This is a genomic window from Hymenobacter sp. DG25A, from assembly GCF_001280305.1.
Lineage (GTDB): Bacteria > Bacteroidota > Bacteroidia > Cytophagales > Hymenobacteraceae > Hymenobacter.
Map to the genome: position 1 here is coordinate 533,520 of NZ_CP012623.1, position 26,234 is coordinate 559,753.

General features: G+C 53.9%; 17 protein-coding genes. 11 read left to right on the forward strand and 6 right to left on the reverse strand.

The annotated features are described in order from the left end of the window. Nucleotides 1-29 precede the first annotated feature (29 nt). The 5 genes from AM218_RS02295 (at nucleotide 30) to AM218_RS02315 (ending at nucleotide 4,737) form a co-directional block, all read left to right on the forward strand. Entirely contained in the window at nucleotides 30-875 is an 846-nt protein-coding gene (locus AM218_RS02295) for an endonuclease/exonuclease/phosphatase family protein (RefSeq protein ID WP_054411502.1), read from the forward strand. Between the two features lie 19 nt (nucleotides 876-894). Next, nucleotides 895-1,344, forward strand: a complete 450-nt coding sequence (locus AM218_RS02300) for a hypothetical protein (RefSeq protein ID WP_054411504.1) — start codon at nucleotides 895-897, stop codon at nucleotides 1,342-1,344. Nucleotides 1,345-1,383: 39 nt separating this feature from the next. After that, nucleotides 1,384-2,553, forward strand: a complete 1,170-nt coding sequence (locus tag AM218_RS02305) for a 1-deoxy-D-xylulose-5-phosphate reductoisomerase (protein ID WP_054411506.1) — start codon at nucleotides 1,384-1,386, stop codon at nucleotides 2,551-2,553. A 159-nt stretch (nucleotides 2,554-2,712) separates the two neighbouring features. Beyond that, nucleotides 2,713-4,023: an RIP metalloprotease RseP gene (rseP, locus tag AM218_RS02310; protein ID WP_054411508.1), complete on the forward strand. Its 1,311-nt coding sequence runs from the start codon at nucleotides 2,713-2,715 to the stop codon at nucleotides 4,021-4,023. Nucleotides 4,024-4,242: 219 nt separating this feature from the next. After that, nucleotides 4,243-4,737 carry a DUF6702 family protein gene (locus AM218_RS02315; RefSeq protein ID WP_071843670.1) on the forward strand — a complete coding sequence of 165 codons (495 nt, stop codon included), beginning with the start codon at nucleotides 4,243-4,245 and terminating at the stop codon, nucleotides 4,735-4,737. Between the two features lie 182 nt (nucleotides 4,738-4,919). On the opposite strand, the gene AM218_RS02320 is transcribed toward AM218_RS02315, so the two are convergent. Beyond that, nucleotides 4,920-6,917, reverse strand: a complete 1,998-nt coding sequence (locus AM218_RS02320) for an OmpA family protein (RefSeq protein WP_054411512.1) — start codon at nucleotides 6,915-6,917, stop codon at nucleotides 4,920-4,922. 379 nt (nucleotides 6,918-7,296) lie between these two features. On the opposite strand from AM218_RS02320, the gene lon reads away from it, so the two are divergent. From lon to AM218_RS02340, 4 genes are all read left to right on the forward strand, one after another. Then, complete coding sequence (lon, locus tag AM218_RS02325; RefSeq protein WP_231717580.1) at nucleotides 7,297-9,696, forward strand: endopeptidase La; 2,400 nt, start codon at nucleotides 7,297-7,299, stop codon at nucleotides 9,694-9,696. Nucleotides 9,697-9,767: 71 nt separating this feature from the next. After that, nucleotides 9,768-10,832 (forward strand): type IX secretion system protein PorQ, encoded by a 1,065-nt coding sequence (porQ, locus tag AM218_RS02330; RefSeq protein WP_054411516.1) that lies wholly within the window; start codon nucleotides 9,768-9,770, stop codon nucleotides 10,830-10,832. A gap of 152 nt (nucleotides 10,833-10,984) precedes the next feature. Continuing rightward, entirely contained in the window at nucleotides 10,985-12,394 is a 1,410-nt protein-coding gene (hslU, locus tag AM218_RS02335) for an ATP-dependent protease ATPase subunit HslU (protein ID WP_054411518.1), read from the forward strand. 110 nt (nucleotides 12,395-12,504) lie between these two features. Further along, nucleotides 12,505-13,233, forward strand: a complete 729-nt coding sequence (locus AM218_RS02340) for an SDR family NAD(P)-dependent oxidoreductase (protein WP_054411521.1) — start codon at nucleotides 12,505-12,507, stop codon at nucleotides 13,231-13,233. A gap of 68 nt (nucleotides 13,234-13,301) precedes the next feature. Here the strand turns inward: AM218_RS02340 and AM218_RS02345 are convergent, their stop codons facing one another. Beyond that, on the reverse strand, nucleotides 13,302-14,696 hold the full coding sequence (locus AM218_RS02345; RefSeq protein WP_071843671.1) for a SusD/RagB family nutrient-binding outer membrane lipoprotein: 1,395 nt from the start codon (nucleotides 14,694-14,696) through the stop codon (nucleotides 13,302-13,304). Nucleotides 14,697-14,729: 33 nt separating this feature from the next. Continuing rightward, complete coding sequence (locus AM218_RS02350) at nucleotides 14,730-17,885, reverse strand: SusC/RagA family TonB-linked outer membrane protein (protein ID WP_082318030.1); 3,156 nt, start codon at nucleotides 17,883-17,885, stop codon at nucleotides 14,730-14,732. Between the two features lie 689 nt (nucleotides 17,886-18,574). Here AM218_RS02350 and AM218_RS02355 point away from each other — a divergent pair. After that, nucleotides 18,575-21,865, forward strand: coding sequence for a SusC/RagA family TonB-linked outer membrane protein (locus AM218_RS02355; RefSeq protein ID WP_054411527.1), 3,291 nt, complete (start codon nucleotides 18,575-18,577; stop codon nucleotides 21,863-21,865). 13 nt (nucleotides 21,866-21,878) lie between these two features. Continuing rightward, the gene (locus AM218_RS02360) at nucleotides 21,879-23,297 is read left to right on the forward strand and encodes a SusD/RagB family nutrient-binding outer membrane lipoprotein (RefSeq protein ID WP_054411529.1); all 1,419 of its coding nucleotides are present in this window, start codon (nucleotides 21,879-21,881) and stop codon (nucleotides 23,295-23,297) included. 86 nt (nucleotides 23,298-23,383) lie between these two features. On the opposite strand, the gene prfB is transcribed toward AM218_RS02360, so the two are convergent. The 3 genes from prfB to AM218_RS02375 all read right to left on the reverse strand — a co-directional run bounded on the left by prfB (nucleotide 23,384) and on the right by AM218_RS02375 (nucleotide 26,233). Next, a protein-coding gene (prfB, locus tag AM218_RS02365) for a peptide chain release factor 2 (RefSeq protein WP_157547479.1) occupies nucleotides 23,384-24,461 on the reverse strand; the annotation gives its coding sequence in 2 pieces (ribosomal slippage) (nucleotides 23,384-24,400 and nucleotides 24,402-24,461; 1,077 coding nt in all). A 105-nt stretch (nucleotides 24,462-24,566) separates the two neighbouring features. After that, nucleotides 24,567-25,631, reverse strand: a complete 1,065-nt coding sequence (locus AM218_RS02370) for a branched-chain amino acid aminotransferase (RefSeq protein WP_054411532.1) — start codon at nucleotides 25,629-25,631, stop codon at nucleotides 24,567-24,569. A gap of 53 nt (nucleotides 25,632-25,684) precedes the next feature. Next, nucleotides 25,685-26,233: a cob(I)yrinic acid a,c-diamide adenosyltransferase gene (locus tag AM218_RS02375; RefSeq protein ID WP_054411534.1), complete on the reverse strand. Its 549-nt coding sequence runs from the start codon at nucleotides 26,231-26,233 to the stop codon at nucleotides 25,685-25,687. Between the last annotated feature and the right edge of the window lies 1 nt (nucleotide 26,234).

A 26,234-nucleotide genomic window follows, 5' to 3' on the forward strand; every position in this document is an offset into this window, starting at 1 on the left:
CAAATGGCACTTTAAAACCCTCTTTGTATATGCGCCCATTCGTTTTTTTACTGCTGAGCCTGCTGCTATGCGGCCCCCTGATGGCTGCCCCCAAAAAGGTGGTGCCGTTGCGGGTGGCCACCTATAATCTGCGTCTAAACATTGCCAGTGATGGCCCCGATGCCTGGCCGCTGCGCAAGGAAATGGTCAAAGGCCTAGTGCGCTACCACGATTTTGATGTGTTTGGCACGCAGGAGGGTTTCCGGGGGCAGCTAACGGATGTGGCGGAGCTGCCGGAGTACGCCTTTGTAGGCCACGGCCGCGAGAATGGCAAGGAAGCCGGCGAGCATTCGGCCATTTTCTACAAGAAAAGCCGGCTGCAGCTGCTGCAAACGGGGGATTTCTGGCTGAGTCAAACCCCGGATCAACCGTCTAAAGGCTGGGATGCCACCTGCTGCAACCGCATCTGCACTTGGGCTAAATTCCGGGATGTGCTAACCAAAAAGGAGTTCTACTTTTTCAGCGTCCATTTTGATCATCAGGGCGTGGAAGCCCGCCGCCAGTCGGGCCGGCTAATGGTGCAGAAGATTCAGGAAATTGCCAAAAATGCCCCCGTCATCTGCGCAGGAGACTTCAATTCCACGCCCGACACCGAGCAGATCAAGACCATGCAAACGCTGCTGCGCGACGCGTACCAGATAACGGCGCAGCCTCCATACGGGCCCACGGGCACCTTCAACGCCTTCAAATTAGATGCCCCACTGACGGACCGCATTGATTACATCTTTGTCAGTCAGGGCATCACGGTGCTGAACTACGGGGTGCTGACAGACTCCCTGCGCGGGCGTTATCCGTCCGACCATTTTCCGGTAGTCGTCACCGTAACGCTACCGTGAAAAATAGATATCCAGAAAAATGCCCATAAAACCCGCCCTTCACGCTGCCTGCCAGCACTACGTTCAGCAGCGCATCAAAGCCTGCCAGCACGCCATGCAGGCCGCGCAGGAGTCGGCCAACTCGGAAACCAAGAGCAGCGCCGGCGACAAGTATGAAACCGGCCGCGCCATGGCCCAGAACGAGCGGGACCGGAATGCCGTGCAGCTCCAGCAGGCTAAACAGCTGCAGGGTGAGTTGGACCGCATCCAGCCCGATAAACCCTGCGATACCGTGCGCCCCGGCGCGCTGGTGCAAACCAGCATGGGCCGTTTCTACATTAGCATCAGCGCCGGCAAGCTTACGGTGGAGGGGCAGGATTACTTTGCCGTATCAGCGGCGGCCCCGGTAGCCGCGGCCCTGAGCGGCAGGCGGGTGGGCGAGCAGGCGGTTTTCAACGGGAAGCCCGTCCAAATTCAAGGGATAGAATAAGCATGGTGAGGAAAGCCCCGCAACGCACTACTTTTGTATATGCGTGATTTCCTCCCCAAACGCGTTACCCTGCTTGGCTCCACCGGTTCCATCGGCACGCAGGCACTAGACGTTATTCGTAGCCACCGCGGCCGATTCTCGGTAACGGCCCTGTCGGCGCAATCCAACGCCGATTTGCTGGTGCAGCAGGCCCGCGAGTTCCGGCCCGCCGCTGTGGTGATTGGTGATGAAAGCAAGTACGCGGCGGTTAAGGAGGCGCTGGCCAATCAGCCCGAAACCGAAGTGCTGGCCGGGGCCGCCGCCCTGGCCGATGTAGCCGGCCGCGACGATACCGATATTGTGCTGACGGCCATGGTGGGCTATGCCGGGTTGCTGCCCACCGTACGCGCCATTCGGGCCGGGAAAGCCATTGCTCTGGCCAATAAGGAAACGCTGGTGGTGGCCGGCCAGCTAATAACCGAGCTGGTGAAGCAGCACGGCGTGGGCTTGTATCCGGTGGACTCCGAGCATTCTGCTATTTTTCAGTGTCTGGTAGGGGAGGAGCGCAACCCCATCGAGAAAATTATTCTTACGGCGTCCGGCGGGCCTTTCCGGGGGCGCACTATGGAGCAGCTGGCGCAGGTAACCAAAGCGCAGGCCCTGAAACACCCTAACTGGGACATGGGCGCCAAAATCACCATCGATTCGGCTTCCCTGATGAACAAAGGGCTGGAGGTGATTGAGGCCAAATGGCTCTTCAACCTCACCGATGACCAGATTGACGTGGTGGTGCATCCGCAAAGCATTATTCACTCCCTGGTGCAGTTTCAGGATGGCTCATTGAAAGCTCAAATGGGCCTGCCGGATATGAAACTGCCCATTCAGTACGCGCTGGGCTACCCGGAGCGGCTGCCATCCGACTTCCCCCGCTTCTCGTTTCTGGACTACCCGCAACTCACCTTTGAGCAGCCCGACCGCACCACTTTCCGCAACCTGCCGCTGGCGTTTGAAGCCATGCGCCGGGGCGGCAACGCGCCCTGCGTACTTAATGCAGCCAATGAAATTGCCGTAGCCGCGTTCCTGCGCGACCAGGTAGGCTTTCTGCAAATGCCCGATATCGTGGAGGAGTGCCTCGCGCGGGTTTCGTACCTTGCCGAACCTTCGCTGGATGACTATGTTTACACCGACCAGGAAACCCGCCGCGTGGCGCTGGAACTGGTCAAAATTTAGTTTTTGGTTGTTAAAACGTCATGCTGAGCGCAAGCCTAAGCATCTCACTAGTGTGGTAAATAGCTACTACCACAACAGCAGCACGCGAGATGTCTCGACAAGACAGTTCAACCAAAAATCTAAAACCGACACCCAACACCTGACAACTCAACAAACTGAATGGATATTTTAGTAATGGCCGGCCAGCTCATTCTGGGGCTGACAATTCTGGTAGGCGTGCACGAAATGGGGCACATGCTGGCGGCCAAATGGTTTGGAATGCGCGTAGAAAAATTCTCTATCGGCTTTCCGCCTAAGGTTTTCGGGAAGAAAATAGGCGACACGGAATACATGCTGGGCGCGGTGCCGCTGGGTGGTTTTGTAAAAATCACGGGCATGGTAGACGAGTCCTTGGACACGGAGAGCCTTAAGCAGGAGCCCCAACCCTATGAATTCCGCGCCAAGCCCGCCTGGCAGCGCCTGATTGTGATGCTGGGCGGTATCATCGTGAACGTCATTACCGGTATCGTTATCTTCTCGCTGCTGACTTTTAAGTACGGCGAAAGCTACCTGCCGGCCTCTGAGGTGCGTTTTGGGGTGGTGCCGAACGAGCTGGGTAAGGAAATTGGCTTCCGGACCGGGGATAAAATCGTGAAAATCAACGGCCGCCCTTTCACGGAGTTCAACGAAGTGTATGGCCCCGATGTGGTGCTGGGCTCCGGTAGCTACTACACCGTAGAGCGCAACGGCCAGCTGGTGGATATTTCGGTGCCCCAGAACTTCATGGACCGCCTCGCCGACCAGGACCAGTCCTTGTTTGTGGTGCCCCTGGACCCCTTTGTGGTGGGTGAGGTAGTGCCCGGCCAACCCGCTTCCAAAGCGGGCCTGCTGGCCGGCGACCGTATCCTGAAAGTAGCTGACAAGCCCATTCAGTTTTTCCCCGAGCTGCAACAGGCCCTGAAAGACAACGCTGGCAAGGAAACACCGCTGGTAGTGGAGCGCAACAGCCAGCCAGTTACGCTGAAGGTAAACGTGGATGAAGATGGCAAAGTAGGCTTCCGGCCCAAGTCTTTGCTGCAGTATGCCACCCGCCAGTATAGCCTGCTGGAGTCGGTGCCGGCTGGTACCAAGCAGGCCTTTGGCATTGTTACCACGCAGGTAAAAGCCTTTGGCAAGATATTCCGCGGCGAGGCTTCGGCCCGCAAGTCGTTGGGCGGGCCTATGGCCATTGCCCAGCAATACGGTGCCACCTTCGACTGGCTGAAGTTCTGGACGCTGACCGGCATGCTTTCCATGGTGCTGGCCTTCATGAACCTGCTGCCCATTCCGGCCCTGGATGGCGGCCATGTGCTGTTCCTGACCTACGAAATGGTATCGGGCCGCAAGCCTTCTGATAAATTCCTGGAAAACGCGCAGAAAGTAGGCATGGCCCTGATTCTGTGCCTCATGGTCTTCGTCATTTTCAACGACCTGTTTAAGTCGCTGTTTTAAGCAACTTTGTCATTCCGAACGGAGTGAGGAATCTGGGTAAGCGTTCCTCAGATTCCTCACTGCGTTCGGAATGACAACCGGCTGATCTGAACCCATTGCTCCCCTTCTGCGGTTGGTAGGCGCGGGCTGGTCTGATTGTTGAATAGCGCGCTGTTCAATCTTTCGGCCTTAGTCCGAAGCCTCTCCCACAGGAGGGGAGTTTTTTGTAGCCCACTTGTTATGCGTCGTCTTGTATTCTTATTGATTGGCCTGAGCATCAGCCTGGCCGCCATGGCCCACGCCTACCACGCCAGCATCATGGATGTGCGCTATAATGCCCAAAAGCAGCAGCTGGAAATTGCCCTGAAGGTTTTTACCGATGACTTTGAAAAGGCGCTTTCTCAGGGGCAGCCCAAGCCCATCAGCCTGCTGCAAATGCCTGCTACCCAAACCAAGCCCATAACAGCCGCCTATCTGGCCCGTACGCTGCGCTTTGGCACTAAGCCCGGCGAGACTCTGCCGCTCACTTACCTAGGCATGCAGCACGAGGGCGACGCGCACTGGCTGTACTGCACCGTGAAGCTGCCCCGTGCACTCAAGAGTCTTACCCTGCACCACAAGCTGCTGCTGGATCAATTTTCAGATGAGATGAACATCGTGAACCTGGAAGCCGGCGGCAAGAAGCAAAGCACCCTGTTCCGGAGCGGAGAGGAAGAACAGACGTTTAGCTGGTAAATAAACCCCCTGCTAACTAAAAAGAAGCTGTCATCCTGAGCTGGCGAAGGACCCTCTCCCGTTAAAACGAGTCGTTGTGACGATTATCGTTCTAGCATGATAAGGTCCTTCGCCAGCTCAGGATGACAGCTTCTTTTTTGCCTCAGCATTTCTCCGCTTCACCAACTTACCAGTTCCCCAATCTACCAGCCGGCGCCTCCGCCAGCGTCTTTCTTATCCGCATCGGGGCGGATGAGGCGGAACTCTACGCGGCGGTTGGTGCGGGCATCTTCTTCGGTAGCCTCGGGGTCTTTCAGCGGTTTGGTGCTGCCGTAGCCGAAGCTGTCGATGCGGTTGGGCTTGAGCTTGCCTTTCTGCTCAATGTAGCGCCGGATAGACTCGGCGCGGTCCTGGGAAAGTCTTTCGTTGAAGTCCGGGTCGCCTTTGGAATCGGTGTGGCCCGTAATGCTGAGGCGGTAGGTGGGGTGGTCTACCATAAACAGGGCAATGCGGTCTAGCACCGCATACATGCCGGGGCGGATGCTGGCCTTGTCCTGATCAAACTCGATGTTCTTGAAAATCATCGGGATGCCATACTGGAAGGAGTTAGTCATGAGCTTCATGACCGTGTCGCCCTTCAGCTCCAGCTTTTTCTCCACGCTAAAGAAATCGGGGCTCTGAATGAGCAGCACGTAGTGGGAGCCTTCAATCAGGTCGAAATCAAAGCTACCATCTTCCCGCAGGTATTTGCTGGCTACTTCAATGCCGTCATCGGTATCAATTACGCTCACAATGCCTCCCAGCGGTTTGCTGGATACGGAATCTACCAACGAGCCTTCTACGTGCGTGGTGGCCAGTGGCTGGGCTTCCATGGGCAACGGGAAGGAGTAGAGGTCCAGGTTTTTCATGTCCTTCTGCTCGGAGCGGGCATAGTACAGGTTCCTGGAGTCGGCATCAATGGTAAAATAGTACTCAGAGCCTTTCCCGTTTACCAGCGGCCCAATGTTGCGCGGCTCCTGCCAGCGCCCGCGCACCCGGTAAGTTTTATAGATATCGAAGTCGCCGAAGTTGAGCAGTTGCCCGCGCGAGCTGAAGTACAGCACATGGTACAGCGGGTGGTAGAAGGGGCTCACCTCACTTTCGCGGGTATTCACAATAGGCCCCATATTCTCTGCCTTCGACCATTCCCCGTTCTTGAGCTTGTGGGTGTACCAGATATCGGAAAGCCCGAAGCCGCCCAGCCGGTCAGAAGCGAAATACAAAGTGTCCTCGCCGGGAGAGAGGGTAGGCTGCGAGTCCCAGGCCGGGGAGTTTACGTCGGTGCCCAGGCTCTTGGGTACGCTCCATTCGCCGTCTTTGAAGTTGGCGGTATAGAGGTCGCAATTGCCGTGGCACTCGGGGCACTCGCAGCGGGCGAAGTAAATAGTTTTGCCATCCTTGGTGAGGCAAGCGGAGCCCTCATTAAAGGGCGAGTTGATGGGCTTGGGCAGCGGCTCGGCATCCGTCCAGTATTCGCCCTCGCGGCGGGAGAGGTATAAATCCTCATCTACTACGCCATGAATGCCGCGCATTTTTCGCTTCGAGGAAAAAATAAGCGTGTTGCCATCGCCCGTCACGGCCGGGCCGTAATCGGGGGCATCAGAGTTGATGCCAGAGCCCATGCTGGTGTACACGCCTTTGGGCGGGTGGAAAGTGGCAATGTTCTTCCGGTACTCTACCAGGGCATAATACTCCTGCAGGGGCACGTACAGGTCGATATCCTTTTTCTCCAGCGAGTCATAATACAGCTGAATTTTGCGCACGTCCTGGCGGTGGTGCTTCAGGGCCAGGCGGTAGTAGGCCTTGGCTTTTTCTTCCTGCCCGTTTCGCTCGCAGAGCTGGCCCAGGCGCCAGAGCATATTAGTATCCCGGTAGAAATTCTCAATGCCGAACTGGGCAACGTATTGCTCCAGCAGCGTGCGGGCCAGCTTCCAGTTTTTGCGCTTTTCGGCCTGCTGAATGGCCTTTAGGTCTTTCTTATTGTAGAAGAAGGGCACCCGGTTTACGTTGGCAAATTCCGGGGTGCCATCGGGCCGTAGCCGCAGCTGCCGGATCTTTTTAGCGTTTAGTGGGCGCACCCGTAGCGCCGACTGCGCTTGGGCGGCCAATAGGCTCCCGGCCAGAGCCAGCAGCACCAGAATAGCACGAATAGAACGAGGCATAGAATACAATACCGGCCAGGTGGGAGCCGCGGGGAAATAGGGTAGCATCAAAAATAGGAGTTTTTCTACGTTTCCGGGTATGCGCGCCGTATCTAAAGCCAGATAGCCAGCTTGTACTGCCGCCCCGGCAGCAGCAGGTGCCAAAAATGACACTCTGCAGGCATGGCACGGCACTTGTCAAAGCCGTACCTTCGGTTGAATCTCCGCTTCTTGCTACGGTCCATGCCTTATTGGCTGTCAATCTGGCACCGCAGCTCCCTCCGTCCTTTCTATGAGCCAAGATAATTCTTCGCATAAGCCTCCTTTTGCCCCTGTGCTGCTTCTCGCCGATGATTCTGAAGAGGTGGTGTCTATTGTAGCCACCGACCCTGAGCACACGATGCTGGAAGGCGAGATGCCGGAGGTGCTGCCCCTGCTGCCGGTGCGCAATACCGTGCTTTTTCCGGGTGTGGTGCTGCCCGTTACCGTCACGCGCAAAAAGAGCATCCGGCTGGTGCGCAAAGCCTATCGGGGAAACAAGATTGTAGGCGTTATCGCGCAGAAAAATACCCAAAGCGACGACCCCGCCCTGGCCGATCTGTACACGGTAGGTACCCTGGCGCGCATTCTGAAGCTGTTGGTGCTGCCCGATGGCAATACCACCATCATCATTCAGGGGCAATGCCGGTTTCAGATTGAAGAGCAGGTGCAGGAAAGCCCGTACCTGACGGCCCGCGTCAGCTATTTCCCCGAAACCTTTCCGGCCAAAAGCTCCAAAGAGGTGAAAGGTCTGGTGGCCTCACTGAAAGACGCTGCAGCTAAAATGCTGAAGCTGAACCCCGAAATTCCGCAGGAAGCCCAGGTGGCGCTGGATAATATCGACTCGCCGGCTTTCCTCACGCACTTCCTTTCTTCCAACATCAACGTGGAAGTGGGCGTGAAGCAGAAGCTGCTGGAAATTAGTGACGGTGTGCAGCGCGGCACCCAACTGCTGGAGCTCATGCTGAAGGAAATTCAGCTGCTGGAAATCAAGCGCGACATCCAGACCAAGGTCCACATCGACATTGATCAGCAGCAGCGCGACTATTTCCTGCGCCAGCAGATAAAAGTGCTGCAGGATGAGCTGGGCTTTGATGGCCCTGATCAGGAAATTGACAAGCTGCGGGCCCGCGCCAAAACCAAAAACTGGCCCGAGCCGGTAGCCAAGCACTTCACCAAAGAGCTGGACAAGCTGGGCCGCATCAACCCGCAGGCCGCCGAGTTTCCGGTGAACATGAACTACGTGGAGTTCCTGCTGGATCTGCCGTGGAACGAGTATACCAAAGACAACTTCAACCTAAAGCGTACCCGCAAAATCCTCGACCAGGACCACTACGGCATGGAAAAGGTGAAGGAGCGCATCATTGAGTACCTAGCCGTGCTCAAGCTCAAGCAGGACCTGAAGGCCCCCATTTTGTGCCTGTACGGCCCGCCCGGTGTGGGTAAAACCAGCCTGGGGCGCAGCATTGCCAAGGCGCTGGGGCGCAAGTATGTGCGCATGAGCCTGGGGGGCGTGCGCGATGAGGCCGAAATCCGTGGGCACCGCAAAACCTACGTGGGCGCCATGCCCGGCCGCATTATTTCCCAGATCAAGAAGGCCGGCGCCTCCAACCCGGTTATCGTGCTCGACGAAATCGACAAGATTGCCTCCGACTTCCGCGGCGACCCCAGCTCGGCGCTGCTGGAGGTGCTGGACCCGGAGCAGAACTCCACCTTCACCGACAACTACCTGGAGGTGGAGTATGACCTCTCCAAGGTGCTGTTCATTGCCACGGCCAACTCCCTGGACACCATTCAGCCCGCCCTGCGCGACCGTATGGAAATTATTGACCTGACGGGCTACACGCTGGAGGAGAAAACCCAGATTGCCAAAAAGCACCTCTGGCCCAAACAGCTGACCGAGCACGGCCTGAGCACGAAGGACGTGAATATCACCACTGCGGCTTTGCAGCGCGTTATTGATGACTATACCCGTGAAAGTGGGGTGCGAAGCCTGGAGCGCAAGCTGGGGGCCGTTACGCGCAACATTGCCAAGCACAAGGCCATGAAGGAGCCGTTCCCGGAAACGCTGGAGCCGAAGGATATTGCCAAAATCCTGGGTGCGGCCATCTTCGACCGGGATATTTACCAGGACAACGATACCGCCGGCGTGGTAACCGGGCTGGCCTGGACCTCTGTGGGCGGGGATATCCTGTTCATTGAAAGTCTGTTGAGCCGGGGCCGGGGTAAGCTCACGCTTTCCGGCCAGCTGGGCGACGTAATGAAAGAATCAGCGGTAACGGCGCTGAGCTACCTGCGCAGCCGCGCCGATGAGCTGGGCATTGATTATCGCCTCTTCGACCAGTACGACCTGCACATTCACTTTCCGGAAGGCGCCGTGCCCAAAGACGGCCCCAGTGCCGGTATTGCCATTTTCACCAGCATTGCCTCCGTGTTTACCCAGCGCCGCGTGCGCAGCCACCTGGCCATGACGGGCGAAATAACCCTGCGCGGCAAGGTGTTGCCGGTGGGCGGCATCAAGGAGAAGATTCTGGCCGCCAAGCGGGCCGGGGTGCTGGATATTATTCTGTGCAGTAAAAACCGCAAAGACATCCAGGAAATCTCCGCCGAATACCTCAAGGACCTCAATATTCACTACGCCGACCGCATAGATGAAGTGCTGAAAGTAGCCCTGCTGGATGAGCTGGTGCCACACCCCATGAAGCTGGTGGTACGGGAAGAAACCCCCGCCACCCTGGGGCCCAGCGTGGAAGTACAGTAATCAACCCAAGCCCGGCTCAGTCCTAGCTTTTAGTTCATGTTCGCTCTTGTAAAATCGGCTACTTTAGGAAGATGAAGCAAGGGCACCGCATAGGGATACTGCTGCTGGGACTGGCATTGGCCGGCTTGCCTGGCTCTAGCGCCTGGGCGCAGATCGGTGGTCAGCATGCTTTCGAGTTTCTCTCCCTGCCCGCCAGCGCCAAGCTGGCCGGGCTGGGGGGCGTAAACGTAAGCGCGCGGGATGCTGATGGCACCATGCTGCTGGGAAACCCGGCCCTGCTGAATGAGGAAATGGATGGCCGCGCCTCCCTGACGTACATTGATTATCTGGCCGATATCCGCCAAAGCACGGCTACCTACGTGTTCAACTCCAGCAGGCTGGGCCGCATGGGCGTGGGGCTCACGTACCTGAACTATGGCCGGTTTGAGCAGTTTGATGCGGCGGGCAATAGCTTAGGCGAGTTTTCAGTCAATGAATATGCCTTGGGCATTACCAAAGCCGTTACCACGGGTAACTTCACGCTGGGCGGCACCGCCAAACTGGCGGTTTCGGGTATTGCCGGCAACCACTCCGTGGGCACGGTGCTGGATGCCGGCGGGCTTTTCAAACACCCCACCACCGATTTCACCGTGGCCCTGGCCGTAAAGAACCTGGGCTACCAGCTGCGGCCCTATGCCGGTTCTGAGCGGGAGCCGCTGCCGCTGGATGTGCAGGTGGGCGCTACCATCAAGCCCGAACATATGCCCATGCGCTTCTCGCTCACGGCGCATCATCTGCAGCAGTTCGACATTGTGTATCTGGACTCCGCCCAGCGCGGCAAGCTGGACGAGAACAACGAGGAGATAAAACCCAAAAAGTCGGTGGGCGACAAGATTGCCCGGCATTTTGTGGTGGGAGGGGAGCTGCTGCTGAGCAAGAACTTTCAGGTGCGCGTGGGCTATAACCACCTGCGCCGCCGCGAGCTGCGGCTGGATACCCGCTCCGGCGGGGCGGGCTTAAGCTTTGGCGTTACATTTCGTTTAAGTCAGTTTCAGCTCGACTATACCCGGGCTTATTACCACGTAAGCGGCGCCAGCAACTACTTCACCCTGGCCCGCAGCCTGGACTCCATCTTCAAAAAAAACAGCGGCAGTTGAATCTGCTTTCCCCCCAGGCTGCGTAAACCGAGCCTCTCTCTGCGTGACGGTTGCGGACTGGTTGAGCGGCCAGACAACCCTTTGGCCGCAATTGCTATCCTACTGTTTACTACGGGCCGTATTCCAGGCCTGCTTTTCATCCTTCTACGGTTATGCTCCAATCCACTACGTTTCTGACGCCCACGCAAATTGTGGCCGAACTGGATAAGTACATCATCGGGCAGCACGAGGCCAAACGGCACGTGGCTATTGCCCTGCGCAACCGCTGGCGCCGCCTGCACGCGCCCCTGGATATGCAGCGCGAGATAGTGCCCAATAATATCCTCATGATTGGCTCTACGGGCGTGGGTAAAACCGAAATTGCGCGCCGCCTGGCCAGCATTGCCGATGCGCCCTTCACCAAAGTGGAAGCCTCCAAATTTACGGAGGTAGGCTACGTAGGCCGCGACGTGGAAAGCATGGTCCGCGACTTGGTAGAGCAGTCGGTGAACATGGTGAAGCAGCGCCGCAAGGAGGAAGTAAAAGCACAGGCTGCGCAGGCCGTGGAAGATTTGATTCTGGATGCACTGATTCCGCCCATCAGCGGCACCTCGACTACTCGCCCGGCAGTGGGTTATTCCGGTAGCGCCGATGCCAGCACCACGCCCGACTACGAGCTGAATGAGCGCACCCGGGAGCGGTTCCGCGAAAAAATCCGCTCCGGGGAGCTGGACGACCGTAAAATCGACATCAAAGTGCAGCAGAGCTCCACGCCCGGCCTGGGGGTAGTAGGCGGCCCGGCCGGCCTGGACGATGCTTCCTTGGCCGGTTTGCAGGATATGCTGGGCAGCATGATGCCCAAGAAAACCCGCAAGCGCAAAGTCACCATTGCCGAGGCGCGCAAGATTCTGCTGGATGAAGAAGCCGCCAAGCTCATTGATATGGATGAGGTGAAGGATGAAGCCATCCGGCAGGCCGAAAATGCGGGTATCATCTTCATTGATGAAATAGACAAAGTAGCCAGCCGCAGCAGCAAGGGTGGGGGCGGTGGCCCCGATGTAAGCCGGGAAGGCGTGCAGCGCGACCTGCTGCCCATTGTGGAAGGCTCAGCCGTGAGCACCAAATATGGCGTCATCAACACCGACCATATCCTGTTTATTGCGGCCGGCGCGTTTCACGTGGCCAAACCCAGTGACCTGATTCCGGAGCTGCAGGGCCGTTTTCCCATTCGTGTAGAACTGCAGAGCCTCACCAAAGAGGATTTCTTCCGCATTCTGAAAGACCCCAAAAATGCCCTCACCAAGCAGTACGAGGCCCTGTTGAAAGCCGAAGAAGTGGAGCTGTCGTTTGATGACGCCGCCCTGGAACGCTTGGCGGAAATTGCGTTTGAGGTGAACGAGGAAGTAGAAAACATTGGCGCGCGCCGCCTACACACCGTCATGAGCCGGCTGCTGAACGAAATCCTCTTTGACGTGCCGGACCGCATCGGCCCCAACGCGCACATCCTGATTACCCGCGAGCTGGTGGAAGAGCGCCTGCAAGGCATGGTGCGCAACCGGGACCTGTCGCAGTATATTCTGTGAGCTGACCAGTTTGGCACTATAGAAAAAGAGGCGGCCAAGGCTGCCTCTTTTCTTTTTCCCTCGTACTTTTTGCTGTTCCCACTCCCTTCCTCACCTGATACTCCTCTTCTATGCACTACTATATTATTACCGGACCCAGCCGCGGGCTGGGCAAAGCCCTGGCCGAAACAGTACTGCAGCAGCCTGATTCCGTTGTAATTGGCGTATCCCGCCACGCTACCATTGAGCATGCGCGCTACCACCACCAGCCGCTTGACCTCTCCGATATGCTGGCCGTGCAGAACAACCTCCATAAAGTGTTTCCAGAATGCAGCCACGCCAGCAGTATTACCTTGATTAACAACGCCGCCGTGCTGGGCGAAATAGGCTATGTGGGCGAAGTGCCTAATGAGCACTTTGAGTTTGTGATGGACGTAAATGTGGTGGCTCCCTCCATGCTCATGAATACCTTCCTGCGCACTTACGCCCACTTAGCTATGCCCCGAACGGTGCTCAATATCAGCTCGGGCGCCGCCCAACGCTCTATTGATGGGTGGGCAGCTTATTGTGCCTCTAAAGCCGCGCTTGAAATGCTCACGCAGGTAGCCGCCGAAGAACAGCAGCGGCGCGGCAGTGGCGTACAGATCTATAGCTTGTCTCCCGGGGTAATGGATACCGAAATGCAGGAGCAGATCCGGGAATCAGACGAGCAAAACTTTAGCGGCGTGAGCACCTTTAAAGCTTATAAACAGGAAAATAGACTGAATACCTCGGAAGAGGTAGCCCAGCGCATTTTGACTTGGCTACAGGGCCCGGCTGCTGGAGATAAATCAGTACTATTAAGATTGTCTGATATTTAATTGTCAAACCGGTAATACTGAAAGAGGCCACCTAATAGGTGGCCTCTTGTTTTCTAGCAGCATACTCACTAAGGTTGAGCCCAGTATACTGGAACAGCAAGGTCCTGTACTACCGTAGCATTTTTGTTGTTTACCCGCTCATTCTGGGAAGTGGGAAGGCGCTCCGGAATTACATCAATAATGCCGGTGGGGTCTGGGGTAAGTAATGGCAGCTTGGTGCGGCGGTAGTCCGCCCAGCCTTCTAATTGCAGGAAGGTGGCAATGTACTTCTGCGTCATGATCTGCGCCAAGGCATTGGTTCCGCTTAGCGTACCGTTTGCCGCCAAGTAAGCTGGTAGCTGACCCTGCACGCCCAACTCGTTGAAGTGGGCTGTAATGGCTTCTGTATAGGCTGCCTGCGCCCGTGGAAGCTGACCAAGCCGTAGGGCAGCCTCGGCCTCGATAAATTTAGCCTCTACATAGGTAACCATGGGGACAGAGGCAGCTGGCGAAGCGAAATATTCGCCAATGTCTGAACTAGACTGATCGGTAGTGCCCAAGGGTGTGCCACTTATTTCTCCATTAGTGTCTTCAGTGGCATATACTCCAAGTCGGGGGTCATTGAGAGACTTCATCAAATCAACCAGGCGGGCGCCCATCTTCACATAGTTGGGCCGGGCATTATTAAAGGCATAAAACTGGTTCAGGTCGGAGCCGGTACCACCGAAGGGAGCCTTGGCGTCATCGGCTGAGCTATTGAGCCCGGCAGCATACGCGGCATCCAGGAATTGCAGAGCCTGCGTAGCTGAACCGGATGGATCACGGCGACTGAGGCGGTTGGCATAGCGGGCCTTTACTATCCAGGCAGTTTTAATCCAGCCCTCAATGTTGCCGTTGAAAATAAGGTCATCGGTGCGGGGCTGGATTTTATTGCTGCTGGCGGGCTTTTGCAGCTCTGCAATGCCTTCAGTAAGTAGCGTCTGGATATCCTGGAGCACAATTTCCTGCGGATCGTACGCGGGATTGAAGTTGGTTTTGCCTTGCAACGCTTCACGGTTGGGAACATCCCCAAACACATCAGTGGCAATGCCCAGCAGCATAGCCTTCATAATTTTGCCGATGCCTACATAATAAGGAGAACCTTCTGCCGTGGCCTGATCTATCATGTTTTGCGCATTAATCAGCCCACCCTGATAGATTGAATCGAAGTCGTTATTGGTATCTGTCTCATTTATATTATAGGTAGCGTAAGTGGCGTATTGCTGGTCAGTACCTGCCAGGCGCTGAATAAAAACATTGGAAATTCTATCCACCTGCCCGGTATAGATATTGATAAGCTCCAATTGAGAGCCCGACATCAGCAATGGTAAAGTGGTAGTAGACGCACTGTTGGGGCTGATGTCATAGCCATCTGTGAACAGGTCACAACCCGTCTGCCCAACAAGCAGCACGGTAGCCAAAAATAAGGCGAGTCGCTTTTTCATGATTATATGGTTAAGCTCTGAATGATCCCGGCGCTAGAAATTGGCCTTGAGGCCAAAGCGGTAGTTGCGGGTATTCGGCATGTTGAAGTAGTCAAACCCGGTAATGTTGGAGCCGGAACCCGTGAGGCTGGTTTCAGGGTCAATACCGGTATAATCGGTTTTGAGCCACAGGTTGGTAGCCGCTGCATATAGCTCCAGGCCGCGTACAAACGAGAGAAACTTGGGCTGGCCGAAGTTGTAGGAGAGCGTTACCTCCCGCAAACGCACCCAACTGCCTTCCTGTACCTGGGTTTCCTGCGCCCCGCCGTTGTCGCCGAGGTAGCGCTGGAAGTAGGTGAAAGCAGGAATGGCAATGTCGTTCGGTGAACCGTCGGTTTTAACTCCTGGTATCACATAATCCCGGTCCCGGTCTTCGGTGATTTTTGAAATGCCCAAGCGGTTTAAGCGGGCCGTAGTGCCGTTCCAGATAGCGCCGCCTTTTCGGATATCAAACAGCGCCGATAGATTCAGCTTTTTATAGGAAAAGTTATTGCGGATACCCAGCGTATAGTCAGGATAAGGGTTGCCTACATTACCGGTAGTAGCGGCTAAGCGGGGCAGGCCGTTTGCCTGAATAAGTAAGTCGCCGTTTTCATTCCGCTCCCAGCGCGTGCCATACAAGACACCATAGGGCTGCCCCACAATAGCGTAGGCACTAATATCGAAGGCCGCTTCAATCTGTAGCTGTTCTATGCCCTCTGCCAGCGCCAGCACCTTGCTGCGGTTGCGGGTAAAGTTGAACAGCATATCCCAGTTAAAGCCATTTTCGCTTCTGAAGGGCACCAGCGTAACCACTGCCTCAATCCCTTTATTCTGGATTTCCCCTACGTTTTCCAGCGAGGCCAGATACCCGGAACCACTAGATACCGGCCGGGCTACAATCAGGTCCTTGGAATTATTGTGATAATAGGTGAAGTCAATGGTAATCCGGTTGTCGTTCAGCCGCACTTCGGCGCCCACTTCCCGTGAGATAACCACTTCTGGCTTCAAATTGCTGTTTCCCAGGGTAGAGCCCAGGCCAGAGCCATTCTGCCCTAGGTAGGGAAATGATAAGCCATTGGTGAACCCATCGGTGAAGAAGGGAGCCAGGAAATAAGTGCGGGTACCATAAGCTGGCGGAATGTTGCCTCCACGGGCATAGGCCCCGCGTATTTTGAGGAAGTTCAGTAAGCCAATGTCTTTTAAACCGCCCAACTCACTGAGCACCACCGAGGCATTAACCGATGGATTGAAGAACCCCTTAAAATCCGGACCAAACGTGGAGGCCGTTTCATAACGACCGGTTGTGCCCAGGAAGAAGGTTTCATTAAATGATACGTTGGCATCATAATACAAGGCCCCGGTGCGGATGGTGGTCCGCTGCTCATCGGCATATCTGTCAGAAGCGTTCGAGAGGTTATAGAACTTCGGGACAGCCAGATTACGGCCCCGCGCAAACAAGCTCTGGTCGTACCGCTCGTCCAAATTGCCTCCTACAGTAAGGCTACCGAACAGCTTTTCGGAAAAATCATGCGTTGCGTTGGCAATCAGGTCGTTGTAAAGCTCCCGGTGATATTGAGTGTTTTCCCGAATCTCGCCAGTGGGCTCCGGCGGGTCGTTAGAGTACACGGCAAAAACCGTTTTTCGGCGGTCGGTAAAAATATCAGCGCCGCCTCGCTCAGTAATGCGTAGCCAGGGCAATGGTTTATAAGTAAGTGTGATGTTGCCCAGTACCCGACTATTATCATCCTTGGTAGGGTTATTATTTACCGTCCAGTAAGGGTTGTCGTAGCCCTGGAAGTAGTTGCGCGGGGTGCCATCGGGATTTTCGTAGCCCGCCGCCAGATCAAAGCTACTGGGGGCGCGCATCAGACCCAACATTACCCCAGACACGTTACTTCCCTGCTGGGCGCGCGTGCCTCCTGTATTGGCGTAGTTAATGGTGCCTGCAGCATCCACTTTCTCGCTGAGCTTGGTGTCCGCGCTTAGCCGCAGGGTGTAGCGGTCAAATTTAGTTTCCGGTACAATCCCTTCGTTATGCAATTGACCCAGCGAGAAGCGCACGGCGCCTCTTTCATTTCCTGCTGATACGGCTATATCATTCGTAGTGGAAAAACCGGTACGGAAAAACTTATCTACGTTGTCTGTAGGCGTAATCCCTAGTGATTCATTCGTAGGCCCCCAAATTTGGGTAGTTCCAATGTTGTCGTCCTCCGTTTCAAAAATGCCGTCGTCACCGGCAGTCCAGGTTACATAAGAGGGAGTAACAATGCCGCCCGAGGCGTTGCGTTGATTGCCACCACCAACACCCTGAGCATATTTAAACTGTTGGTCTAGAGTCCGGTTTACCTGGCTAAACTCCTGTTCCGTACGGAAAGAAACGCTGGGCTTTTGCCCGGCCCGGCCTCGCTTGGTAGTAATAACCACCGCGCCGTTACCAGCTCGTACTCCATAAAGTGCGGCTGCGGCTGGCCCCTTCAGCACCGTCATGGTTTCAATATCATTGGGGTTGATATCAATAGCGCGGTTCGAATATCCTACTCCATTCAGGTTGGCGTTAAAAGGATAGTCCTGGCCTTCGGTAACGGAATATGAGTTATCCAGTGGAATCCCATCAATTACAAATAAGGGTTGGTTTTCCCCAGTGAAGGAGTTGTTGCCCCGAATCAGAATCTTGGAAGAGGCACCAGGTGTGCCAGCACTACCAATTACCTGCACACCTGCCACTTTGCCCGCCAGCCCTTCAACGATATTCTTTTCGCCTGATTGCACAAGGGCATCTCCACGTACATCCTGAGTTGAATAGCCTAAGGCTTTTTTCTCCCGCTCAATGCCCAGTGCCGTTACTACTACTTCGTTAAGCTGCTTGGTATCAACCTCTAAAGCCACATCAATTGTGGTATTGTTCCCTATGCTGCGTTCTACACTTCGGTATCCTACAAAGCTAAACTGGAGAGTGTTGGCCGACGCTGGCACCTCAAGGGAATACGTACCATCAGCATTGGTTGAAGCACCTTTGGTAGTGCCCTTAGCTAAGACCGTTACACCAGGTAATCCTTGGTTATTCTGCCGGTCAGTTACTTTGCCCGAAATCGTTCGGTCCTGCGATAATCCCACCCGAACTAACATTATCAATGCCAGTAGGCACAGGAGTAGCCTTTTCTTCATCATGATTGCACGTGGTTAGGTGAAAAAGACAAAAATATCTACTTAAAATACGATTTTTTGCTACACCTTCCATGATGCTAGTTGAAAAGGAATTCCATAAAGGTTTCCGACTTATTCTTGGCTTTACGAACGGGAAACCTACCTGAATACAAAACGATACAGGATTATACTTACCAGCTACCTTCAACTGTTTCTTTGATTTCTGATAGCAAAATCACAGCCGAAGCTTTTAGGCAGTCAAGATATGAGTGTATGATAAAATCATATAAAATGATTTTTTTGGTATTTAATATTGTTAAATTCATATTTTATTGATTTATTATATATATTATATTGAATCAATACATGTTTTAATTACAATTGATTTATTTGAAATAGCTTCTTGATTCAAAGCATCACAGCTTTGAATCAAGACATCTAATATCATTTGCTATTCGAAAAGGAGTTTCTATAAATTAGTGGTATCTTTCTAAGGCATTGATAAGCGAGAGTAGTTGTAGCCGGCACAACGTTGGCTTAATGTAGGAGAGAGTCTCGCAAGCGCCAAGCAGGGTTTTTTCGCATGTAGCCCAACTTATAGTAGTTGGATTATGCCTTTTTTCCATTTATACTTGCCAACTGTAACCCTACAACCATTACACTTTTCACCTTTTACTCACCATTCACTTTTTCACTCACCAAATCAAAAGCACATGAAAAAAATCTTATTCATGTCCATCCTGTTGATGGTAGGCCTGTTGCAGCAGGCTTTCGCACAGGATCGGGCCATTTCTGGACGAGTAACTGACCGCACAAGCGGAGAGGGACTGCCGGGAGTGACCGTTCTGGCTAAGGGAACCACTGCTGGAGCTTCAACCAACGCTGATGGCACATACTCGCTGTCGGTGCCAGCTTCAGCTACTGTATTGACGTTCTCTTCTATCGGCTATGTCTCTATTGAGCGCCCAATTGGTAGCGCTTCTACTATTGATATCAGCTTGGCTCCTGACACGAAACAACTTGGTGAAGTAGTAGTAACCGCTCTGGGTGTAGAACGTTCACGCAACTCGTTGCCTTATGCGGCTACACAGGTTGAAGGTAGTTCTATCACGCAGGCTCGTAACCCCAACTTCATTAACAGCCTTTCTGGTAAAGTAGCTGGTTTGAGCATTCGTCAGGGTAGCGGCTTAGGTGCTTCCACTAACGTTACCATTCGTGGTACCAAGTCTATTGGTGGTAATAACCAGGCACTATTTGTAGTAGATGGTGTTCCGATTAGTAATGCTAACACCAACTCAGGTAACCAGACTACTGGCCGTGGTGGTTATGACTATGGTAACGCAGCAGCTGACATCAACCCTGATGATATTGCTTCGATGAGCGTACTCAAAGGGGCGGCTGCTACTGCTCTGTATGGTTCGCGTGCTTCTAACGGTGTAATTCTGATTACGACCAAGAAAGGCCGCAAAGGCTTGGGCGTTACGATTAACACCGGTGCTACCGTTGGTAAAATTGACAAGAGCACCTTCATCAAGCACCAGACCCAGTACGGTGCTGGTTATGGTCCTTATTATGATGATCCATCCGGTTTCTTCGGTTATACCGACGTTAATGGTGATGGTACTCCTGATCTGGTTGCTCCAACGACGGAAGATGCTTCGTTCGGTGCTCGCTTCGATCCAAGCCTGCAGGTATATCAGTGGGATTCGTTCTTCCCTGGCTCGCCTAACTTTGGCAAAGCTACTCCATGGGTTGCTGGTAAAAATGGTGCTGATACATTTTTCCAAACTGCTTCTACCCTGAACAACAGCATCAGCGTAGATGGTGGTAACGATGCAGGTACATTCAAACTGGGTTATAACCGCGTTGATGACCGTGGTATCCTGGAAAACAGCAAAATCAGCAAGAACATTGTAAACTTCGCTGGTTCGCTGAATGTTTCGCCTAAGCTTACTACCTCCGCTTCGGTTAACTTCTCGCGCGTTGATGGCAAAGGCCGTTATGGCACGGGTTACGACTCGAAGAACATCATGACCAATATGCGTCAGTGGTGGCAGACTAACGTTGACCTGAAGCGTCAGCGTGAGGAGTACTTCCGCAACAAGACCAACGCTACTTGGAACATTTATGGTCCAACTGATGTAAGCCCAATCTACTGGGATAACCCATACTTCACGCGCTACGAAAACTACGAAACCGACAACCGTACCCGCGTATTCGGTAACGTATCGGCTACCTACAAGTTTGCCGACTGGTTTAACGTATTGGGCCGTGTAACGCTGGACTCCTATGACGAACTGCAGGAAGAGCGCACCGCCGTTGGTGCTGTAGATCCTTCTAACTATTCCCGCTTCAACCGTACTTCCCGCGAAGCTAACTACGACCTGATCGGTAACTTCTCGAAGAACTTTACGGAAGACTTCACTTTCCGTGGTTTGATTGGTGCCAACATGCGTCGCGAGAGATTCTCCTCTATCTCCGCCAGCACCAACGGTGGCCTGGTTGTTCCCCGTCTGTACTCGCTGTCTAACAGCCTGAGCCCAATGGAAGCTCCCATTGAGTCTGATCAAAGAAGAGCAGTAGATGGTCTTTTCGCCAGCACCACCTTTGGCTACAAAGAGCTGGTGTTCTTGGATCTAACCGGGCGTCGCGATAAGTCGAGCACCCTGCCAGAAGGCAAAAACACCTATTACTATCCTTCGGCTGCCACTAGCTTTGTATTTTCGGAGCTGATGAAGGATTCGCCTTGGTTGTCTTACGGTAAAGTTCGTTTGAACTATGCTGAAGTAGGTGCTGATGCCCCTATCTACTCAATCCGCGATGCTTATGACAAGCCTACCGCCTTCGGTTCAACGGCCCTGTTCTCTATCCCAGTAACCAAGAACAACCCTGACCTGAAGCCAGAACGCACAAAAAGCTATGAGGCTGGTTTGGAAATGCAGTTCATGCAGAACCGTTTAGGTTTTGATGCAACGGTGTACAAAACCAACACCATTGACCAGATCATTGCTATTTCTATCTCCTCGGCCACAGGTTATGCTCAGCGCTTTATTAACGCTGGTAACGTTGAGAACAAAGGTCTTGAGCTGAGTGCTTTTGTTACCCCGGTTCGCAACGATAACTTCAACTGGACAGTAAACGCCAACTTCACTAAGAACAAGAACACGGTTATCTCACTGACGGAAGGTGTTGACAATCTGGTTATTGCCAGCTATCAGGGTGGTATCTCCTCGAACGCTACTGTAGGTCGTCCTTTCGGCACGTTCCGTGGTACGGACTATGTGTATGATGCCAATGGCAACAAAGTAATGGCCAAGACCGCTACTAATGCTCCTAGCCCATACTACAAGCGTACAGGTGCCAATGCTGAAATCGGCAACCCTTCTCCTGACTGGTTTGGTGGTGTAACCAACACAGTAAGCTACAAAGGCTTGTCGCTGACTGCACTGGTTGACGTTCGTAAAGGTGGTAGCGTATTCTCACTGGACCGCTATTATGGCCTTGCTACGGGTATGACGCCTGAAACTGCCGGCACCAACGAATTGGGTAATCCTTCGCGTGATCCAATCGTTCGTAACGCCGATGGTACTTATGCTTCTACCTCAGGCGGTATCATTCAGCCCGGTGTATATGACGAAGGAACTATCCTCAACGGCGTAGATGTTTCCGGACAACCAAACGATAGACGTGCAGCTAACAATGCCTACGGTCTATATGGCTACGTTCGTCAGCCCACGGCTGGTTTCGTTTATGATGCAAGCTTCGTGAAGCTGCGTGAAGTAGCTCTGACGTATTCTTTGCCTTCAGCTCTGGTTGCTAAAGTTGCAGCTTTCAAAGGCATCGATCTGTCGCTGATAGGCCGTAACTTGTGGATCATTCACAAGAACCTGCCAGATGCTGACCCAGAAGAGTCTTTGAGCTCCGGCAACGTTGGCCAAGGCTATTCGAGTGGTGCTTACCCTACCACCCGTTCGGTAGGTGCAAACATTCGGTTCCGTTTCTAATCTGTAATTACTCATGAAAAAACTTCTCTGGTTAGGGATTCCGGCACTGATGCTTACCGCGTCTTGCGTAGGGGGCCTAGATGACGATTATAATTCGAACCCCAAAAGAGCTACTTTGGTACCCGGCGTCACGCTGGTATCGAGCGCAGAGCGTAGCTTGACGCGGGCCATGGTTAGCACTAACGTTAACGTTAACCCCTTCCGTTTATGGGTACAGCAGTTTGCTGAAACCACGTATCCTGACGAAAGCCGTTACGATTTTGTAACGCGTCAGATCAATAACGGTTTCTGGAACACGCTGTACCGTGATGTACTTCGTGACCTGCAGGAAGGTAAAAAGCTTATTAGCGCTGACCCCCTCATCGGGGAAGCTGAAAAAGCTAACCAACTCGCAGCTATTGAGGTACTGGAAGTATACACGTGGGCTGTTCTGGTGGACAACTTTGGTGATGTTCCATACGAAGAAGCACTTGATTTCAATAAGCCACGTCCTGCTTACACGGATGATAAAGCCATCTATGATGACATTATCAAGCGCTTGGACAAAGCTATTGGCATGTTCAATGAAGCAGAAGCCGGTTTTGCCTCCGGTGATTTGATCTACGATGGCGACGTTGCGGCCTGGAAGAAATTCGCAAACTCGCTGAAGCTTCGCTTGGCCTTGACGATTTCAGACGTAGATCCATCTCAGGCTGGTACAATGGCTGCCGCTGCCGCTCCCGGTGTATTTACTTCGAATGATGACAATGCTGATCTGACTTTCGATGCTACTACGCCGAACACTAACCCCCTGTGGGAAGATCTGGTGTTCAGTGGTCGTACCGACTTCATCGCTACGCAAGTTTTCCTTGATGCTTTGCAAGGCGACCCACGTCGTGATGATTACTTCAATCCAGTAAAAGGCACGGAGGATACTTATAAAGGTGGTGTTGCAGGTGATGCACACAGCTTCTCTTATTCCCTGCCTAGTGACAAACTGCGTGAGCCTACCTTCCCTGGTGTGCTGATGTCGTACGCCGAAGTAGAGTTTCTCTTAGCTGAAGCTGCTGCGCGTGGCTTTGCTGTTGGTGGTACTGCTGCCGAGCACTATGGCAAAGGTGTAGTTGCTTCCATTAAAGAATGGGGCAATTCAGAAGCTGATGCATTGGTTTACTTAGCAGCGCATCCTTACAACCCGGCTGATTACAAAAAATCAATCGGTTTCCAGAAGTGGATTGCGTTGTATGGTCAGCCTGTTGAAAACTGGAAAGAAGTACGTCGTTTGGATGAGCCAAAACTGGCCACTGCAAACAACGCCGTATTGGATGCTATGCCAAAACGGTATACGTACCCAATTCCAGAGCAGAACCTGAACACAGCAAACTACAATGCTGCTAAAGCTGCCATCGGTGGCGATGAACCAAGCACTGCCGTTTTCTGGGATAAGTTCTAATCTTAGCTAACTAATTAAAAGAGGCTGCCAATATTGGCAGCCTCTTTTTTGTGTCCTTATAGGAAGGTGAAAATTCGGTTTGTGTATTAACTCTGCATCAGAAACCCTTTAATAAACTCATCCAGGTCACCATCCAGCACGGCCTGCACATCGGTGCGCTCTATACCGGTGCGGAGGTCCTTAATAAGCTTGTAAGGATGTAGCACGTAGTTGCGGATCTGAGAGCCGAAGTCAATTCGTTTTTTGCCGGCTTCTACCTTGTCGCGCTCGGCGTTACGCTTGTCTATCTCAATCTGGTAGAGGCGGGACTTCAGCATCCGGATGGCGTGCTCCTTGTTCATGAGCTGGCTGCGCTCAATCTGCACGGCTATGATGATGCCGGACGGAGCGTGGGTAAGTCGCACGGCGGTTTCCACCTTGTTTACATTCTGGCCACCAGCGCCACCGGCGCGGTAAGTATCCCAGGTAATATCGGCTGGGTTAACCTGAATGTTGATGGTATCATCCACTACAGGGTAGGCAAACACGGAGGCAAAGGAAGTATGGCGCCGCCCGCTGCTATCAAAGGGCGACATGCGCACGAGGCGGTGCACGCCAATTTCGCTTTTCAGATAGCCATAGGCAAAGTCCCCGTCTATTTCCAGGGAAGCAGACTTGATACCGGCACCTTCGCCAGGCTGGTAGCTTACCTGCCGTATGGTAAAGCCGTGTTTCTCGCCCCACATGATGTACATGCGCATGAGCATCTCGGCCCAGTCCTGGCTTTCGGTGCCACCAGCACCGGGGTTTATCTCCACGATGGCTGAGAGCTGGTCTTCCTCATCGGAAAGCATGCGCTTGAATTCCAGGTCCTCCACGGCCTTTTCCGCCGCTTTAAACTCACGCTGCATTTCTTCCTCTGAGACGTCGCCTTCCCGATGGAACTCGTAGAGCACTTCTACGTCATCTACGGCTTTGGTCACGGCCTCAAACTCATCGGTCCATACTTTAATGGACTTCAGCTCTCTCAGGGTGGCTTCGGCTTTTTTGGAGTCGTCCCAGAAATTGGGTGCCGTGGTGAGCTTTTCTATTTCGGCTACCTGCTCTTTGCGGGCATCGTAGTCAAAGATACCTCCTCAGGGCCTCAGCGCGGCCCTTCAATTCCTTCACCTGGTCGTTGGTCATGGAGTAAAATGAGTAATGTGTTGGGCAAAGGTAGTAAACCACAACGCCCGCAACCGGCAAAAGCCAGCTGCGGGCGTTAAAGCTATAGGAAGGAGGGAAGCAGAGTTATACCTGCACCATCCAGCCGTGGGTATCGGGGGCGGCGCCGGTGCGAATGGCATCCAGCTCAGCGGCTACCCGCTTGGAGAAGGAAGCCTCCGAAGTAGCTGGCAGGGTATAATCCTGGCCGTGCTGACCAATAACGCTGATGGGCGCAATGGTGGCGGCCGTGCCTACCCCAAACGCTTCCTCCAGCATGCCATTAGCATGAGCCTCGAGAATTTCTTTAGCCGATACTTTGCGTTCCTCAACCGGCATATCCCAGTCGTGGGCCAGCTGCAGCACGCTGCGTCGGGTAATGCCATCCAGAATAGAGCTGCTCAGGGCGGGGGTAATCAGGCGGCCATCAATTACGAACATGGCGTTCATGGTACCCGATTCCTCTACGTAGCGGTGCTCGGAGGCATCCGTCCAGATGAGCTGGTTGTAGCCTTCCTGCTGCGCCAGCTTGGTGGGGTACATGGCGGCACCGTAGTTGCCTGCATTTTTAGCGAAGCCCGCCCCACCTTCCGCAGAGCGCACGTATTTCTCTTCAAAACGAACCCGCAGCGGCTTGTTATAAAAAGCGGCTACCGGGCAGGTGATAATCATGAAGCGGTAGGTGTCGGAGGGGCGCACACCCAGCATGCCATCAGTGGCAAACATGTAGGGGCGGATGTAGAGCGACATGCCCGCAACATTGGGCACCCAGCCGGCATCGAGGCGAATAAGCTGCGTGAGGCCCTGCATAAACAGCTCCTCGGGCAGGGTAGGCATGCACATGCGCTCCGCTGAAGCGTTCAGGCGGTGCAGGTTGTCGGTGGGGCGAAAGAGAGCTATGTCACCCTGCTCGTTTTTGTAGGCTTTCATGCCCTCAAAAATGGACTGCCCGTAGTGCAGCGCCGAGTTGGCGGGGCTAACGGTCATGTCGCCGTAAGGCACAATTTGCGGCTCCTGCCACTCACCGTCGCGGAAATCAACCACAAACATATGGTCGGAGAATACTTTGCCGAACTCCAGGTGGTTGAGGTCCAGCTCCGGCAGACGCGAGGCAGATGTGCGCTGCGTCCGGATGGTGAGGGTGTCCAGCATACAAATGGTGGTAAATACGAGTGGGTGGGGAATAGGTCATCTAACGAAAGATGTCACAGGCGGGGTTTCCAAGTGACTTCTTCGGCGTTCAGCTCCTGGGCCATGACCCGGCTGAGCACGAACAGATAATCGGAAAGGCGGTTGAGGTAGATAGCCACCAGGTCGGCCACGAAAGCATCTTCGCGCAAGGCTACTACTAGGCGCTCGGCCCGGCGGCATACGCAGCGGGCCACGTGAGCAAAGGAAACTGCCTGGTGGCCGCCGGGCAGAATAAACTCGCGCAACTCCGGCAGGGCCTCATTCATGCGGTCCATTTCCTGCTCCAGCAGCGCAACATCTTCGGGGCGCAGGTCCGGAATTTTCATCCGGGATTTGTCTGGGTCGGAGGCCAGGGAGGAGCCAATAGTGAACAGGCGGTCCTGAATTTCTTTCAGCAGGTCGCGGCGTGCGGCATTTACTTCCTGGTCGCGCACCAGCCCTATATAGGAGTTTACCTCATCCACTGTGCCGTAGCACTCAATACGCAGACTGGATTTGGGCACCCGGGTACCGCCGATCAAAGAAGTTAGGCCCTGGTCGCCGGTCTTGGTATATATTTTCATG